Annotated in this window: 20 protein-coding genes and 1 pseudogene; 2 read left to right on the forward strand and 19 right to left on the reverse strand. The window is 67.6% G+C overall.

All coding sequences use genetic code 11. The features are described from left to right. Positions 1–24 precede the first annotated feature (24 nt). Positions 25–738 (reverse strand): SDR family oxidoreductase, encoded by a 714-nt coding sequence (locus FHS98_RS05230; RefSeq protein WP_167101097.1) that lies wholly within the window; start codon positions 736–738, stop codon positions 25–27. Between the two features lie 208 nt (positions 739–946). Further along, complete coding sequence (locus tag FHS98_RS05235; RefSeq protein ID WP_167101100.1) at positions 947–2,569, reverse strand: acyl-CoA dehydrogenase family protein; 1,623 nt, start codon at positions 2,567–2,569, stop codon at positions 947–949. Between the two features lie 246 nt (positions 2,570–2,815). Here FHS98_RS05235 and FHS98_RS05240 point away from each other — a divergent pair, with 246 nt between their 5' ends. Next, the gene (locus FHS98_RS05240; RefSeq protein WP_167101103.1) at positions 2,816–4,081 is read left to right on the forward strand and encodes a thiolase family protein; all 1,266 of its coding nucleotides are present in this window, start codon (positions 2,816–2,818) and stop codon (positions 4,079–4,081) included. A 12-nt stretch (positions 4,082–4,093) separates the two neighbouring features. After that, positions 4,094–4,684, forward strand: coding sequence for a uracil-DNA glycosylase family protein (locus FHS98_RS05245; RefSeq protein ID WP_167101106.1), 591 nt, complete (start codon positions 4,094–4,096; stop codon positions 4,682–4,684). Positions 4,685–4,763: 79 nt separating this feature from the next. On the opposite strand, the gene FHS98_RS05250 is transcribed toward FHS98_RS05245, so the two are convergent. The 17 genes and pseudogenes from FHS98_RS05250 to FHS98_RS05325 all read right to left on the reverse strand — a co-directional run bounded on the left by FHS98_RS05250 (position 4,764) and on the right by FHS98_RS05325 (position 14,918). Beyond that, positions 4,764–5,267 (reverse strand): DUF3788 domain-containing protein, encoded by a 504-nt coding sequence (locus FHS98_RS05250; protein ID WP_167101109.1) that lies wholly within the window; start codon positions 5,265–5,267, stop codon positions 4,764–4,766. Then, positions 5,234–5,362 (reverse strand): hypothetical protein, encoded by a 129-nt coding sequence (locus FHS98_RS18955; protein ID WP_279588255.1) that lies wholly within the window; start codon positions 5,360–5,362, stop codon positions 5,234–5,236. The genes FHS98_RS05250 and FHS98_RS18955 overlap by 34 nt, the downstream gene beginning before the upstream one ends. Positions 5,363–5,366: 4 nt before the next feature. Next, entirely contained in the window at positions 5,367–6,014 is a 648-nt protein-coding gene (locus FHS98_RS05260) for an FMN-dependent NADH-azoreductase (RefSeq protein WP_167101112.1), read from the reverse strand. 181 nt (positions 6,015–6,195) lie between these two features. Then, positions 6,196–6,741 carry a carboxymuconolactone decarboxylase family protein gene (locus FHS98_RS05265; protein ID WP_167101115.1) on the reverse strand — a complete coding sequence of 182 codons (546 nt, stop codon included), beginning with the start codon at positions 6,739–6,741 and terminating at the stop codon, positions 6,196–6,198. Positions 6,742–6,781: 40 nt separating this feature from the next. Continuing rightward, a complete protein-coding gene (locus tag FHS98_RS05270; protein ID WP_167101739.1) occupies positions 6,782–7,399 on the reverse strand; it encodes a nitroreductase family protein in 618 nt (205 codons plus the stop codon). 280 nt (positions 7,400–7,679) lie between these two features. Further along, positions 7,680–8,639 (reverse strand): AraC family transcriptional regulator, encoded by a 960-nt coding sequence (locus FHS98_RS05275; RefSeq protein WP_167101118.1) that lies wholly within the window; start codon positions 8,637–8,639, stop codon positions 7,680–7,682. 140 nt (positions 8,640–8,779) lie between these two features. After that, complete coding sequence (locus FHS98_RS05280) at positions 8,780–9,697, reverse strand: alcohol dehydrogenase catalytic domain-containing protein (protein WP_167101121.1); 918 nt, start codon at positions 9,695–9,697, stop codon at positions 8,780–8,782. Between the two features lie 62 nt (positions 9,698–9,759). Further along, the gene (locus FHS98_RS18960; RefSeq protein WP_279588256.1) at positions 9,760–9,891 is read right to left on the reverse strand and encodes a hypothetical protein; all 132 of its coding nucleotides are present in this window, start codon (positions 9,889–9,891) and stop codon (positions 9,760–9,762) included. Positions 9,892–10,255: 364 nt separating this feature from the next. Continuing rightward, entirely contained in the window at positions 10,256–10,567 is a 312-nt protein-coding gene (locus FHS98_RS05290; RefSeq protein WP_341786028.1) for a peroxiredoxin family protein, read from the reverse strand. A gap of 15 nt (positions 10,568–10,582) precedes the next feature. Continuing rightward, a complete protein-coding gene (locus FHS98_RS19050) occupies positions 10,583–10,726 on the reverse strand; it encodes a hypothetical protein (protein ID WP_341786029.1) in 144 nt (47 codons plus the stop codon). Positions 10,727–10,795: 69 nt separating this feature from the next. Beyond that, positions 10,796–11,317 carry a redoxin domain-containing protein gene (locus FHS98_RS05295; RefSeq protein WP_167101124.1) on the reverse strand — a complete coding sequence of 174 codons (522 nt, stop codon included), beginning with the start codon at positions 11,315–11,317 and terminating at the stop codon, positions 10,796–10,798. Between the two features lie 31 nt (positions 11,318–11,348). Then, positions 11,349–12,155, reverse strand: coding sequence for an SDR family NAD(P)-dependent oxidoreductase (locus tag FHS98_RS05300; RefSeq protein WP_167101127.1), 807 nt, complete (start codon positions 12,153–12,155; stop codon positions 11,349–11,351). After that, the gene (locus tag FHS98_RS05305) at positions 12,152–12,346 is read right to left on the reverse strand and encodes a thioredoxin domain-containing protein (RefSeq protein WP_167101129.1); all 195 of its coding nucleotides are present in this window, start codon (positions 12,344–12,346) and stop codon (positions 12,152–12,154) included. Before FHS98_RS05305 ends, FHS98_RS05300 begins: the two co-directional genes overlap by 4 nt. Next, positions 12,343–13,011: a transcriptional regulator gene (locus FHS98_RS05310; RefSeq protein WP_243847866.1), complete on the reverse strand. Its 669-nt coding sequence runs from the start codon at positions 13,009–13,011 to the stop codon at positions 12,343–12,345. The genes FHS98_RS05305 and FHS98_RS05310 overlap by 4 nt, the downstream gene beginning before the upstream one ends. A 238-nt stretch (positions 13,012–13,249) precedes the next feature. Then, positions 13,250–14,176 (reverse strand): helix-turn-helix domain-containing protein, encoded by a 927-nt coding sequence (locus FHS98_RS05315; protein ID WP_167101134.1) that lies wholly within the window; start codon positions 14,174–14,176, stop codon positions 13,250–13,252. A gap of 188 nt (positions 14,177–14,364) precedes the next feature. After that, positions 14,365–14,598, reverse strand: a pseudogene (locus FHS98_RS05320) (glutathione S-transferase N-terminal domain-containing protein); the annotation flags it as partial. A 29-nt stretch (positions 14,599–14,627) separates the two neighbouring features. Further along, positions 14,628–14,918, reverse strand: coding sequence for a DUF2218 domain-containing protein (locus FHS98_RS05325; protein WP_167101137.1), 291 nt, complete (start codon positions 14,916–14,918; stop codon positions 14,628–14,630). Between the last annotated feature and the right edge of the window lies 1 nt (position 14,919).

A 14,919-nucleotide genomic window follows, 5' to 3' on the forward strand; every position in this document is an offset into this window, starting at 1 on the left:
TCCCCTCCCCGATCGATCGCAAGATCAGGCGGCCTTGCCGATCGAGGCGCCGCCATCGACGAACAGCGTCTGCCCGGTGGTGAAGCTGGCTTCCTCCGAGAGGAAATAGGCGATGGCGGCCGCCAGTTCATCGGGCTGGCCGAGGCGGCCCATCGGCACCATCGAGAGGAAGCGCTTTTCCGCGTCGCTGCCCTTCGGCGTGTTCTGGCGGAACAGCTCGGTCTCCACCGGGCCGGGCGCGACGCCGTTGACGGTGACGCCGGTGCCGGCCAGCTCCAGCGCCCAGGTGCGTGTCATGCTGTTGATCGCGGCCTTGGCGGCGGCATAGGCGGTACGGTCCCGCCAGCCGAGCGACACGAGGCTGGAGATGTTGACGATCCGCCCCCAGCCGCGCGCCTTCATGCCGGGGAGCAGCGCGTTCACGGTCTGCACGGTCGGATGGATGTTGGTGCGGAAGATGTCGTCGACGTCGGTCAGGTCGATCGAGCCGACCTGATGCATCCGCGCGAGCCCGACATTGTTGACCACGCCGTCGAAGGCATGGCGCAGGGCGAGGTCGGCCAGCGCCTCGTCGGTCGCGACGCGATCGCTGAGATCGATCGAGACGAGCGCGCCGGGAAAGCTCGCGTCCGCGCCGCGCGCGATGCCGACGACGCTGTGACCGGCCGCCGCCAGCCGCTCCGAGAGGGCGCGGCCGATGCCCTTGCTGGCGCCGGTAATGAGGAAAGTGCGGGCCATGTCGGATATCCTTCGTTTCTACCGGATGGGGCCGGCTCGCGAAGGCGAATGCGCCCATCGCGCTCAACAGGGAAACGCATAGTTCTTATTCCATCCAGTTGAAGAACTGTTGGATGGCGTCATCCCGGCGCAGGCCGGGATCCAGAGCCAAGGACGGCATCGCTTGCCGCCCTGGATCCCGGATCAAGTCCGGGATGACGAAGAAGATTTAGGACGGCATCGCCCGCCCGATGATCGCACGGACATCCACCGGCGCGTCGAACGCCCCATAGGCCATCCCGCGCTCCGCCAGTCGCAGACGGCAGAACGGCTCCGCCATCGGGCTCTCCCACAGCAGCAGCACCGCCGCCTGCGCCGCCAGCGCCAGCCGCTCGGCCAGCAACCGCGCCCGCCCTTCATCCGCGTTCCGCAGGTCGATGCCGTCGAGCCACGCATCATAGAGCCGATCCCGCCCCCGCGCGCCGTCGAGGAAGCTCCGCAACGCCTCGACGCCCTCCGGCTCGCGGGCGATCGCCCGCAGCAGGTCGAGCGCAATGACGTTGCCCGAGCCTTCCCAGATCGCGTTCAGCGGAGACTGGCGGAACAGGCGCGGCATCGGCCCCGCCTCGATATAGCCGGCGCCGCCATGGCACTCCATCGCCTCGGTCACGAGCCCCGGCGCGCGCTTGCACACCCAATATTTGGCGAGCGGCGTGAGCAGCCGCGCCAACGGATCGCCCTCGTCGAAGGCCTGCGCGATGCGGAGCCCGATCGCCGTCGCCGCCTCGCTCTCCACCGCCAGATCGGCGAGCACGGCTGCCATGGCCGGCTGGTCGACGAGCCGCTTCTGGAAGGCCGAGCGATACGCCGTGTGCCACAAGGCCTGCGCCAGCGCCGCGCGCATCTGGCCGGCCGAACCCACCACGCAATCGAGCCGGGTATGCTGCACCATGCGCAGGATCGTCGCGATGCCGCGCCCCTCCTCCCCGATCCGGCGGGCCAGCGCGCCATGATATTCGATCTCGGAAGAGGCGTTGGAGCGGTCCCCCAGCTTGTCCTTGAGCCGCATCACGCGGAAGCCGGCATTGCGGTTCCCGTCCGGCAGCCAGCGCGGCACGAGAAAGCAGGTGAGCCCGCCCTCCGCATAAGCGAGCGTCAGAAAGGCGTCGCACATCGGCGCCGAGCAGAACCATTTGTGCCCGGTCAGCCGATACCAGCCCGCATCGTCGGCGATCGGCTCGGCGCGCGTGGTGTTGGCGCGGACATCCGAGCCGCCCTGCTTCTCGGTCATCGCCATGCCGATGGTGACGCCCGCTTTCTCCCCCGCCGGGCGGAAGGCCGGATCGTAGCGGCCGGCAAGGATGCGCGGCACCCATTCCTTCGCCACCGCCGGCTCGACACGGAGCGCGGGGACGGAGGCGTAGGTCATCGTCATCGGGCAACTCGTGCCGGCGTCGGGCTGGCCGGTCAGGAACAGGGTCGCGGCGTGGAGGACATGGCCGACAGCCGTTCCGTCCCAGGCGACCGAGGCGAACCCCGCCTCCAGTCCCAGCGCCATCAGCCGGTGATAGGCGGGATGGAAGCGCACCTCGTCGATCCGCCGGCCATAGCGGTCGAAGCTCTCCAGCACCGGCGGGTTGCGATTGGCCTCGACGCCCCAGTCGATCACCTCGGCCGAGCCGATCCGCGCGCCAAGCGCCGTCAGCCGCTCGCCAGCAGCAGCGGCACCCACTCGCGCCACCGCATCGCGGAGCGCATGGTCGGTGGTGAAGAGATTCACGTCCTCGAACGGCGGCGGCTGGTTGAAGACCTCATGCGTATCAAGCTCGGTGATCGGCCGGATGACGGACATGACGACACACTCCCCTCGCTGCGGGGCATAGCATGTCATGTGGTTCTTTCGATAATTGGGCCTTCCGGGAAGCGATGTCGGCACGCTGTCCGTGAAGAACCCGATCGCCGGGGATGTAACCCGGGATGTATCGGCGCGTGTTCAGGAGTAGACACTGACGGCCATGGTCCGCGATGCCAGGTCGGGCGACCTGTGTGATGCGTCCCCCGGCCGGTTTGATCGCGCCATCCGAGGAAGAGAGCCGCCATGCACCGTTTTCCGCACCCCGTCTTCGTCGCTGCCGGCCTGCGCACGCCCTTCGGACGCGGTGGGGGCGCCCTTGCCGACTATGACGCGATCGGCCTCTCGGTGCCGGTCGCCCAGGCAATGGCGGTGCGCGCCGAGCCGGACCTGGTGGTGTGGGGAAGCGTGATCCCCAATATCGGCTGGAGCAATATCGCACGCGAGATGTGGCTCGACGCGAAGCTCAACCCGAACGTCCCCGCCTTTTCGGTCGTGCTCGCCTGCTCGACCAGCATGACCGCCGCCTTTGCCGCCGCGGGCATGTTGGGTGGCGGGACGGACCTTGCCATGGTGGGCGGCGCGGAGGTTATGAGCCGTCCGCCGATCGCGTTGACCGCCGACGCCTCGAAGCGACTGACCGATCTGTTCGGACGGAACCCCGCCGCAGCGCTGGCCGCGCTGCAATCGCTCCAGCCGCAGGATTATCTGCTGCCGGTCAAGGGATGGTCCAACCGCATCACCGGGCGAACGATGGGCGATCATATGGAGGAAACCGCGAAGGCGTGGCACATCGGCCGCGAGGCGCAGGACGACTGGGCGCTCAAGAGTCACCAGCGTGCGGTCGCCGGGTGGAACAACGGGTTCTTCGACGATCTGGTCATCAAGCTGCCCGAGCTTGGGCGCGATGCCAACCCGCGCGCCGATACCTCGGCGGAGAAGCTCTCCGCGCTCAAGCCGGCCTTCGACAGGACCAGCGGCATGGGCACGATCACCGCCGGGAATGCATCGCCGATCACGGACGGCGCCGCCGGCTGCTGGATCGCGAACGAGGCCGGCCTCGCGCGGCTCCCGGAGAATACCCCCTATGCGCGCCTCATCGACTACGAGATCGCGGCCGTCGATCATCATGTCGAGGGGCTGCTGATGGCGCCGTCCTACGCCATTCCGCGTCTGCTTGCCCGTCATGGCCTGCGCTTCGAGGATATCGGCCTCTGGGAGCTGCACGAAGCCTTCGCCGCGCAGGTGCTGGCGAATGTCGCCGCGATCGAGCGCCCAGACTGGATTCACTCGAAGACCGGCATCGCGACGGATTTCGGCCCCTTCCCGTGGGACCGGGTCAATCCCAACGGAGGCTCGGTCGCGATCGGGCACCCGTTCGGCGCCACGGGCGCGCGCGATCTCAGTCAGGCGGTGAAGGAACTCTGGACGCGGCCGGCGGGGACGCGGGCCATCATCAGCGTCTGCGCGGACGGCGGCCAGGGAACCGTCGCGCTGCTCGAGCGCGTCTGAGCGATTTCGCACATGCCGGATCAGGTTCCCGCGTTGCAGGCCGAAGTGGCAGCCTGCACCTTTTGCGCGCCGCATCTCCCGCTGGGGCCTCGCCCGATCACGCAGTTCAGCGCTTCCGCGCGCATTCTCATCATCGGGCAGGCGCCCGGCACCAAGGTGCATATGAGCGGTATCCCCTGGGCTGACGACAGCGGCGATCGCTTGCGCGAATGGACCGGGATCGGCGCGGACCAATTCTACGATCCGGCCAAGGTGGCGCTGGTGCCGATGGGATTCTGCTATCCGGGGAAGGCCGCCGGCGGAGACGCGCCACCCCGGCCGGAGTGCGCGCCGCGGTGGCACGCCCGCATTCTGGATCTGCTTCCCGCCGACCGGATCACGCTCCTCGTCGGATCCTATGCCCAGCAATATTATTTGCCCAGGGATGCGGGCTCCACCCTGATCGCTCGGGTGCGCAGCTTCGAGCGCTTCGCTCCTGCGATCTTCCCGACCCCCCATCCATCGTGGCGCAGCGTCGGCTGGATGAGGCGCAATCCCTGGTTCGAGATGGAGCTGCTTCCGCGGCTGCGCGCGGCGATCGCGGCGCATCTGTCGGACGGCTGAGACCTCCTCGCCTATGAGCATGATCGTTACGGCCGGTAGGCCTGCGTGACCCACGGCGCGCCTCCGAACCGAAAGAAAGTCACTCCCGCTGAAACCGAACGGCGTGGCGCTTCGGCGCAATCGCCGTCGAGCCTTCGGATTGATGCGGCGGGCGCTTCATGACCAGAAGGTCGATCATCTCCTGTCGATCGTCGGCGGTGGCGATCGGAAGCGTCAGGAACATCCCGTCGGGATAAATCTTCGCCCGGTCGTATCGCTCGACCAACTGCGGACGCCAGGTGTAGCGACGTTCCTCGAACTTCTCCCGCTCCGCGCCGCCGAACACGATGGTGACCGAGAAACGCCGATATTCGGGAACGAAGGTGCAGAACGCCCTGATCTTCTTGTAGCGGCGCGACCACCCCCTCTTTTTGCCGTTGAGCCATTCGGGGACGAACACGCCGGGGTAATTCTCGTCGATCCAGCCCTCGAGTGAACGCCACTGCCCGAACGCCTCCGGCCCGAGCCAGTCGCGGACCCTGGCCGCGTCGGGCGCGGCCGAAAGATCGATCAGCCGGTCGCCGATCTGGGGAAACTGTTCCATCTCTTTTGCCTTCCACTATCGTGCCAGCGCGTGCGCGGGATCGCGACGATCTTCGAGCCGATCAGGCCGGTGCCGCCTATGACGACGATCTTCACGGGCTCAATCTCCGCCCTGCGCCGCGATGCGCGGGCTTTCGGCCACCACCGACAGGTCGATCGTGGCGAGCGCCTTTTCGCGCGCCGCCGCCGCTGCTTCGCCGACGAGGAAGGCGGTCGCCTGGATCGACAGGAACTGGATGCAGTTGAGGCCCATGCTGCCGAGCACGGTCGTCAGATAGGGCGTCAGGAAGTCGGGCTGATTGGCCAGATCGCCCGTGAAGGTGCCGCCGGATGCGATGGCGACGTACACCGGGCGGTCCGTGACCATTCCCGTCTTGCCCGTCGGCGTCGTCCTGAAGGTGCGGCCGGCACGCATGATCTGATCGATCCACGCCTTCAGGACCGAGGGGACGGTGAGGTTGTGCATCGGCGTCCCGATGACGATCGCGTCCGCCGCCTCGACTTCCCGGATAAGCTCCTCGGAGAGATCGAGCGAGCCCGGAACAGGCCTCGCCAGCGTCGAGGGCGACGAAAGCGTCGTCGCATAGTCGGCCGTGGCGTGCGGCAACGGACTGGCGCCGAGATCGCGCCGGCTGACATGGCCGCCGGGTGCCGCGTCGAGAAGCATCTCGACGATCGCGGCCGACAGTCCGCGACTGTGCGACTCCTCGCGCGGGCTGCAATCGATGTGCAGGATGTTGAACGTCATGCTGTCGCTCCGTTGCGATTTCGCGATGGCCGGGCTCCGTCGACGGGCGTCGGGAGCGCGATCGCGGGAAAACCCAGGCGCATCCCGAACATCCTGCTCGGTGCGCCTGGGCTCCCGGTTACAATCGCCTCGCCTCAGGCGCCCAAGGAGCGGGAGAGCGCCGGCCTGACGATCGTCACGCTCAGATCGTGCCCGCCGCGGCGACCGCGGGGAAATCCTTGTCGGGATCGAACACGTTGTTGAAGAAGTTGGTCAGCGAATACATCGCGACGAGCGCCACGATCTCGATGATGTTCGCCTCGGTGAAGCCGGCGGCGCGCACAGCCGCCAGATCGGCGTCGCCGACCTTGCCACGGGTCTCGATGACCCTGCGGGCGAACTGGACCGCCGCATCGCGCCTGGGATCGTTCGCGTGGCCCCTGCGGGCGAGCACGATCTCCTCCGGCGACATCTTCGCCATATGCTCGGCGGTGAAGCTGTGCACGGTCAGGCAATAATCGCAGCCGTTCACCTCGGAGACCGCAAGGCCGATGCTTTCGCGCGTCTTCACGTCGAGCGACTTGCTGAGCGAGCCGAGCAGGGCCGCCCAGGCGTTGAACGCGATCGGGCTCTGCGCGAAGGCCGCCATCATGTTCGGGGTGAACCCGATAGTCTTGGTGAACGCATCGAGGGTTCCCCTGGAATCGGCCGGAACCTGATCGGGCGAGAGGACTTCATAACGTGCCATGGTCATTCTCCTTGTGGGGTCGGCAAGCTTGGGTTGAGGGTCAGGCGAACTGGAGGACGTCCAGCACCGGGAGCCGTGGCTTCTGCGGCCAGTTCCCCGGACGCTCCGGCCCGACAGAAAGAAGCATCACGGGGATTTCATTGTCGGCGAGATCGAATTCGCGGGCGACCGCGTCGAAGTCGAAGCCGATCATCGGGGTCGAGCCCCAGCCAAGCGAGCGGGCTGCGTAGATGATCGTGGCGGCGCCGAAGGTGGCGGTGCGGATCGCCTCGTCGCGCTGGAGCTGGACATCGTCGTCGTAAAGACCCCGCGCCGGGTTCTCCCAGTCCGGGATGATGGAGGCCGGCATGATCCCGGCTTCCACGGCCGGCGCGAGGCAGGCCGGAACGGTGCTGGCATCCGCCATCTTGCCGACGACGATGAAGGTCACCGCGGCCTCGGATGTCGCGGGCTGGTCCCACGCGATCGGGCGCAACCGGGCCTTGGCCTCGGGCGAACGCACGGCAATGAAACGCCAGTTTTGCAAGTGGAAAGAGGTTGGCGCGGAAGTCCCGATCTTCACAAGATCACTGATCTGCTCGTCACTTAGCGTCGCGCTCTTATCATAATATTTAGTCGAACTGCGGCTCAGCATGGCATCTATGATAGCATTTTTCATGACTAGCTCCTTTATCTGTGCCGTTGTTGAGATGGTTCTACTGCGATCGATTGCGTCTTTCGAGACGCACAAGGCTCAATTTGCTGCTCGATATGCTCAAACCTGCCTCGATCGCGGGCGTGCATCTTCGCTTGCGCGAACGGGCTCCGGTCGCGCGGGCTTCACATCAGGCTTTATTGAGGAAGAAAAACGGATCGCCGGGGCGGGCCGCGACAGCAGCATGGGGGCCGGCGGTCTGAACAATCGTTCGGTCTGCCGCGCGCCATCATAAGCGCTGCGCCTACTGGCTCGCGCGCGCCTGGCGGCGCCATTGTCCCGCGGTCATGCCCATCTTGTCGGCGAACATGCGGCGGAAGGCCGCGACGGACTGATACCCGACGAGGTCGGCGACCGCCTCGGTGCCCTTTCCGGGCTTCTTCAGCTCGTTCGCGGCGATGCTCATGCGGATGTCGGCCAGCAGGTCGAACGCCGATCGGCCGAGCCTGTCCTGGAAGTGGCGGCTGAAGGTCGCACGCGACATCCCGCACGATTCGGCAAGCTCGGACAGGCTCCAGGCACGCGCTGGATCGGCGAACATGGCCGAGATGGCGGGGCCGAGTCGCGCGTGGCCGGCGAGCGCCAGCAGGCCTTCCGGTGCCTGGTCGGTTTCGCTGGCCGCGCGCAGCACCAGGGCGAAGAGCGCCGAAGAGAGCGCGTTGAGGATGGCGTATCCGCCCGCCTTGTCGCCGGTGGACTCCATCCGCATCATGTCGATGAGGCTGGCCAGTTGCGCCGAGGCCGTGGGCGAGACGCCGGTCTCCGGCCCGGCTTCGGCCGCATGGACCACGAGGTTGGTGGGCAGATAGCTGCGCATCAGCCGATCATGCGGCGGCCCGATGAGGAAGCGGCCGCACAGCATGTCGAGCGGTTCGCCTTCGCTGCCGTTCTCGCTCACCACCCAGCCGGCGGATGTAAGATGCTCCTGCGTCGGCGCCGGCGCGGTTCCGCTGCCGTCGTGGAGCACATGGGGGGCGCCGCTCGGCAGCAGCACGATGTCCCCCCCGACCAGCTTCCGCACGGCCCCGGACTCTGGATCCTCGATGACGACCCGGCCGCGGAGCACGACATGGTAGGGAATCTCGTGCATGGCGGACCGATCCCACGCGACGCGCCATGGCGCGCCATAGGCGCAGCGCACCTCGAGCTTGCCCTTGACCGTAATCATCTCGAGGAGTCGGCTCAGCCAATCGACGGCGGACATGAGACCTCCCACGCCTGAAGTGCTGAACGCCCCGCTCCCGCCGCGCCGCCGCCGCCCCCGCATCGGAGAATATGCTGCACGACCGATGGTCGGGACACACGGCGCTGCCCCATCCTGCGCGAGCCCGAGCGAGCCCGCCCTTACGGACGGACGCGGATGACCGTCTTGCCCGGCCGACGCTCGGTCGGGTTGAAGGCGGCGACGGCGTCGTCGAGCGAGGCGATCGTGCCGATGTTCGTCCTGAGGCGCCCGTCGCGCACGCGGTTGATGATCTCGGTCAGTTGCGCGCGGTCGGCCTCGACGACGAAGTCGATCGCGACGCCGTCCTTCAGAGGCTCCTCGATCGGCCCGACGATCGAGACCATCCGGCCGCCGGCCCGGACGAGCCTGGCGGACCGCTTGCCGATCTCGCCGCCGATCAGGTCGAGCACCAGATCGACCTCACCGACGGCCTCGAGGGACTCATTGTCGAGATCGACGAACTCGTTCGCGCCGAAGCCCAGCGCCACGTCGCGGTCGGCGGCGCGTCCGGTGCCGATGACGTAGCCGCCCAGCTCACGCGCGAGCTGGGTCACGATCGCTCCGACCGCACCGGCGGCGCCGTGGGCGATGATCCGCTGGCCGGGCTCGAGACGGCCGTGGATCACGAGCCCCTGCCACGCCGTCAGGCCCGAGATCGGCAGGCTCGCGCCCGCGGCGAAGTCGACGTCGCCGGGCAGCGGCGCGAGATTGCGCGCCTCGATCGCGATATATTCGGCGAAGCTTCCGTCGCGATACCAGTCGGCGAGCCCGAACACACGCTGTCCGATCGACAGGCCGGTCGTCCCATAGCCGAGCGCGGTGACGACGCCGGCGAGCTCATGGCCGGGGATCGAGGGCGTCCGATCGCGGTCGCGGCGATCGGCCCAGGTCGAGGGCCAGTCAAGCTCGGTGTTGACGAAGCCCGAGGCGTGAACCCGCACGACGACGTCGTTGATGGACGGCTGCGGATCGGGCCGCTCCATCAGCTTCATCCCCTTCGTGCCCGCGGCCTGGTCGGTTACCACGATTGCCTTCACTGGAAGTCTCCTTGGGTCTTCTGTCGGGTCGATCAAATGGCGGCTGCGGCGTGCGTGGCCGATCAGGGGCGGGCGATCCGTGCGGACCGCGTGCCCCCGATCACGTCGTTGATGCCCGCCTCCGGCACGGGTCGGTCCGCAAGCGTCATCCCGCCCGTTCCGGCGGCCTCGTCCGTCACCACGATCGCTTTCATCTGCCACCTCCCTGGGCCGCGCCCGGATGTCACGGGCAGCGGCCGGCGAAACGGCCCGCCGTGGCCGCACGAACGCGGCGCCATGCTCAATGAACCAACCAGCCGCGGCACCTCTTCGGTTACACGCGCGCGCCGATTTTTTTGGGCATCCGCATCGTCGCGGGCACATCGCAACGCCCCGGACCGGCGCCCCACCGAGGCTGCGCCGCCGCGGCCGCGCGATCCGGCCATCATCACCGGCCGGGCACCGACATCATAGCATGATCGCCGATCGAGCGCCTCCGGGATCGGGGATAGGCGCCTCCCCTCTCGTACAGGCCGGCCCGCGATCGATATCGGTATCGGCCTGTCGCTGAGGCGGGCTTCAGCTCCTGCACTTCAGATAGCGGACGAAGCCGAGCACATCGTCCGGGTTCAGCCGGCCGATCGCGCGCGTCGAATAGACGGCGGTCACGATCCGGCCCTCGGCATCGAGGATGAAGCCCGTCGCCTGGAGACAATAGGGCTTCTCGTTGATCGCGGCGCCCGTGACGGCGGAGACCGCCTTCGGGTCCGCGCCGTACCCGACGGGAAAGCTGAGATGGTGCTTTTCGACCAGCGCCTCGGAGGTTTCGCGATCGTCGGCGGAGACCGAGATGACCTTGATATGCTCCCGCGCGAATTCGTGCCCGGCCACCTCATACGCCGCGAGCTATGCGTTGCAGTAGGGGCACCATGCGCCGCGATGGAACAGGATCACGCCGAACCCGCCGGTGAGGTCGCCCGGCAGACGGATCTCGCCGCCGCCGGCGCGCGCGAAGGTGAGCGTGGGAAAGACGTGTCCGTTTTGCAGCATGACGATGATACTCCAGGTGCGAAAGCGACGGCGCCGAAAATACCCGAGCGGGTCCGGCCGCGCCGGTCCTCAGCGCTTCGGGGATTTGACGTGCCGGACCAGATTCAAGACATCGTCGGGGTAGAGGCGCGTGATCGGGACGCTGGACGAGATCGCCGTCACGATGCGATCGTCGACGGCGTCATAGGTCGAATAGACCGAGAACTGGATTCGGCCCTCGGGATCGACGATGAACCCGGTGGCCTCGAAATAGACGCCGTCCTCGTTGATCGGGACGCCGGTGACGGCGGATACCGCGCGCACGTCGGTGCAATAGGCCACGGGAAACGCGAGCTTGTGGCTCTCGACGAGAGCCTCCGAGGTTTCACGCTTGTCGGCCGAGATCGAGACGATCCTGATGCCCTCGCTGAGAAGCTTGTCCGCGTCACGCGAGAAATCGTCGAGCTGGGCCACGCAGACCTCGCTCCACGCCCCCCGATAGAACAGGACCACCCCGAAGCCGCCGGCAAGGTCGGCGGGCAAATGGATCTCGCCGCCGCCGGCGCGCGGAAAGTCGAGCGACGGGAAGATGTCGTTGGCTTGCAGCATCATGGGTGCGCCCCTGGTTTCACGTCCCTCGCGGTCACAGCGCCGAATGATCCCGGACGGCGTCTTCGAGCGCCGGCTTCAGGCCTGCAAAGCGTTCATCTACGGCCGATGGGTCCGCGCGGTTGAGCGCGATCATCTGGAGGCGGGCCTCGCCCCCTCGGACGACCTCGTGCCGATCGGTCTCGATGGCCTCGACGATCGCCTCGGCGACGGCGGAGGCCGGCTCGCGCGAGAAGCCAAGCTCAGCGCCTGCCCGGTTCGTCCGCATCATCGGGGTGTCGGTCCCGCCGGGATAGACCGTCAGGACGTGGACGCCCTCACCCTTGAGCTCGCGCCGCAGCGCTTCGCCGAAATGGGCGAGCCCCGCCTTTACCGCGGCATAGGTCGCGTAGAACGGGGCACCGACGAGCGCGATGCCGGAGGAGACGTTCACCACCACGGCGTCCCCGCTGGCGCGCAGCGCCGGCAGGGCGGCGCGCGTCAGCAGGATCGGCGCGACGAGGCCTACGTCGATCATCGCGAGCAGTTCCGTCTCGTCGATCGTCTCCAGACGCCCGGCCCTGACGCCGCCGGCATTGTTCACGAGCATATCGAGGCCGCCCAGCGCGGACAGGGCCAGTTCGAGTGTGGCGGCACGCCCTTCGTCCGTGGCGACGTCAGCCGCGATCCCATGAACCGCGGCGCCGATCGGATGCAGCGTCCGAACGGCTTCGGCGACGACGTCCGGCCGCCGGCCGCTGATCGCGACATGAGCGCCCCTCAGCAGCAGGACGCGGGCGAGCGCGAGGCCGATGCCGCTCGACCCGCCGGTGATGAGGACGCGCTTGCCGTTGATCTTCATGCCTCGCCCCCCTCCGCGCCCGCCGGATGCTGGTGACGGAGATGGATCGCGGCGACGTGTCGCTCATGGAGCATGGTCGAAGGGTTTTCGGCCGCCGGATAGTTCGACGGGAATAACGCGCGCCGCGCCCCCTCAAGCAGGAGCGCCACCTTCATCGGATTGGGTGTCGGGTAAAAATGGAAGCGGATCATGAGGCTCTCCATTCGGCGCCGGGCCGGTCGAGGCTGGTCCGCGGATAAACCCGCGGATGGAGAAACAGATTGGCCTCGCGCGACGCGGCCGGAGGCCGGGCGGCGCGATCGTCCGTCGAGAGACCGGCATAGGCGCGCGCGAGGCGGCAAACCGTCAGCCAGCGGTCGCGTTCGAGCTCGGCGTCCGCGAGCGGGCGGTGCGCGCGCCTGCGCCCGACGAAGCGATCGCCCGCGGATGCCATGATCTGGCGGCTCGCGCGGTGGACTTGCGATGAGGGCAGCGCCGGCGCGAGGAGCGCCGCGGCAAGTTCGAGGAGAGCCGCATCGGTATCGGCGACGCGGACGGCGCAGGGGGGCAGCCCGCCCGCGCACAGGAGCCGGCTCATCCACCTGGCATCCCAGGAGGGCGCGCTCGTGAGAACCTGATGCCCGGCGAGCTCATCGACGAGGTGCCGTGCGACGAGGGGCGCCGCCACGCCTTCGCGCGCCAGTTGCGCGCGTGAGATGCCGTGAGCCCTCTCGGCGGCCGGATTCCAGTCAGTCCACCCGTCGATCGGCGCGATGAGAAAGGAGGCCGACCGGCCGTCCTCGAAGACCCAGGCGACCTCGATCGGATAGCCATGCGGTCCGAGCGAGGATGCCTCGAAATCGATGAACGCTCGCATGATATACAACCTTCTTCCGTCTCGGATCACGCCATGACCCGGCCGCGATCCCATCCGGCGTGCGCGATCGCCGGTGGGCACTCCTCTTACCGCGCGACGGCGCATTATGGTTACAGTCCGCCGGCGCATCGTCACCGACGGAAGGCTCCGGGATTTTGCCGAGCTGGCCGCCCATGGCCCCGCCTTCTATTGCGGTGGCGAGGCCGGGCGCCGAGACGCCGATGCCCGTGCCCGGCGCCTATTCGGCGTCCACCTTGGAACGCCGGTAGGTCGACGGATCGCTGCCATAATGCTCGCGGAAGAGCCGGCTGAAATGGCTGCGACTGCTGAAGCCCACCGCAACCGCGATGCGCTCGACCCGGATGCCGGTCGTGAGCAGAAGCCGATGCGCAAGGTTCAGACGGACCCGCGCGACGAAATCCATCGGCGTCACGTCGAGCGCATTCTTGAACTCGCGCGCGAAGGCGGAGCGGCTCATGCCGGCTTCCTTCGCCAGGCTCGTGACCGAATGCGGCGCCGCGGGCCGGTCGAGCACGGCCGCGATCGCACGGCTCACGCGCGCATCGTGGAACATGGCGGGCGCGGTGCCGGCTATGCGGCTCGTCTGGAGATGCCGGCGCAGGAGCACGACGAGGCAGGCCTTCATGAGCGCGCTGGTGAGCGCTCTCGTGCCTTCGGTCGGGGCCGCGACCTCCTCGAGCAGCGTGGCGAATGCCGCCGAGACGACCGTGACGTCCGAAAGATTTTCCGACACCGGACGCGTCAGGCTCTGCAACGGGCCATAGGATCCGCTCGGATCGGCCACGACGGCGCCACATGCGATCCGCAACGTGGCTTCCTTGCCGTCCGTCACATCGACGAAGAGCATACCGTCGCGAACGGGCGTGCAGGCGTCCGCCGCCATCCGGCTCTCGCTGCTGTTCCTCGATGCCGCCAGATGCTGCACGACGCCCGGCGGCACGATCAGCATCGAGCCGGGGCCGGCCTCGACGGGCTCGTTGTCCCCGATCGTGAGATGAAGCGTCCCCTCGAGAATATGGTGGACCTCGATCGCGTCGATGGGCGGAAATATGAGCGCGACCTCGTCTCCGATTTCGCAGATCGCGAAGGCCTCGATCTCGACCGCAAGCGCACCGAGCAGCGCATCGAGTGTCGACGTTGCCATTGACTTATCCTTTCACCCCGAAGTCTTTATTTAATCTCGCAATTCCAGACGCTCCGTTGCCCGCCGAAATCTTACCACCCGCGGACCGGCATTGTCTTGCCGGCCGGCTGGTGGGCCATCGATTGTCGGGTGAGTGGCGCTTGCGCGCCCCGGATCGGCCGGCGATCAGATCAGGATCGCTCCCGCCCGCCGTCGTAATGACGCGCGACATAGTCGACGATGCCCCCCGATTCCGCGATCGCGCGGCCATCGTCGGTGATGACCGGCGACTTTCCGAGCGGATGGGCGCCGCGAAGCTCGGCCGGCGCCATCCTGTGTACGTCGCGCCAGTAGAACTGGATCTCGTAGGGCACCGCGAGTTCCTCGAGCAGCCAGAGTATCCGCTGCGATCGGGATTCGTTCAGGTGATGGACCGTAATCATGACAGCCGCCGGCTCTGCGTGAAGGCGTGTCAGAAGACGTCGTGCCAGACGCACCGGACCCCGGCGTCGCGTTCGGCCACCCGGTCGACGTGCCGCGCGACCAAGACCTTGGTCGCTTCGAACCCGTCCTCGCCGGTGCCGATCAGCCGCAATGTCAGGCTGTCGCCATCGGCGGTCATGACGAGCTGCGCGCCCGGAAGCTCGACCTCGGCCGTCAGCGCATCGAAGCGAACGGGATAGGTGTGATTCCACGCCCTTGCCAGCTCCGTCAGATAGCGACTGGATTCGAGGGTGGCGATGCGCGCTTCGGCTTCGGGCAAT

The organism is Sphingomonas oligoaromativorans, from assembly GCF_011762195.1.
Taxonomy (GTDB): domain Bacteria; phylum Pseudomonadota; class Alphaproteobacteria; order Sphingomonadales; family Sphingomonadaceae; genus Solisphingomonas; species Solisphingomonas oligoaromativorans.

Coding starts and splice junctions, on each gene's coding strand:
- FHS98_RS05275 (WP_167101118.1), bottom strand. CDS start 8,639: ATGTCCGCCGTCGATTGGCTGAGCCGACTCCTCGAGATGATTACGGTC.
- FHS98_RS05235 (WP_167101100.1), bottom strand. CDS start 2,569: ATGTCCGTCATCCGGCCGATCACCGAGCTTGATACGCATGAGGTCTTC.
- FHS98_RS19050 (WP_341786029.1), bottom strand. CDS start 10,726: ATGCTGCAAAACGGACACGTCTTTCCCACGCTCACCTTCGCGCGCGCC.
- FHS98_RS05305 (WP_167101129.1), bottom strand. CDS start 12,346: ATGATCCGCTTCCATTTTTACCCGACACCCAATCCGATGAAGGTGGCG.
- FHS98_RS05300 (WP_167101127.1), bottom strand. CDS start 12,155: ATGAAGATCAACGGCAAGCGCGTCCTCATCACCGGCGGGTCGAGCGGC.
- FHS98_RS05250 (WP_167101109.1), bottom strand. CDS start 5,267: ATGGAACAGTTTCCCCAGATCGGCGACCGGCTGATCGATCTTTCGGCC.
- FHS98_RS05240 (WP_167101103.1), top strand. CDS start 2,816: ATGCACCGTTTTCCGCACCCCGTCTTCGTCGCTGCCGGCCTGCGCACG.
- FHS98_RS18960 (WP_279588256.1), bottom strand. CDS start 9,891: ATGAAAGCGATCGTGGTGACGGACGAGGCCGCCGGAACGGGCGGGATG.
- FHS98_RS05295 (WP_167101124.1), bottom strand. CDS start 11,317: ATGATGCTGCAAGCCAACGACATCTTCCCGTCGCTCGACTTTCCGCGC.
- FHS98_RS05245 (WP_167101106.1), top strand. CDS start 4,094: ATGCCGGATCAGGTTCCCGCGTTGCAGGCCGAAGTGGCAGCCTGCACC.
- FHS98_RS05265 (WP_167101115.1), bottom strand. CDS start 6,741: ATGGCACGTTATGAAGTCCTCTCGCCCGATCAGGTTCCGGCCGATTCC.
- FHS98_RS05315 (WP_167101134.1), bottom strand. CDS start 14,176: ATGGCAACGTCGACACTCGATGCGCTGCTCGGTGCGCTTGCGGTCGAG.
- FHS98_RS05270 (WP_167101739.1), bottom strand. CDS start 7,399: ATGAAAAATGCTATCATAGATGCCATGCTGAGCCGCAGTTCGACTAAA.
- FHS98_RS05310 (WP_243847866.1), bottom strand. CDS start 13,011: ATGCGAGCGTTCATCGATTTCGAGGCATCCTCGCTCGGACCGCATGGC.
- FHS98_RS05260 (WP_167101112.1), bottom strand. CDS start 6,014: ATGACGTTCAACATCCTGCACATCGATTGCAGCCCGCGCGAGGAGTCG.
- FHS98_RS05230 (WP_167101097.1), bottom strand. CDS start 738: ATGGCCCGCACTTTCCTCATTACCGGCGCCAGCAAGGGCATCGGCCGC.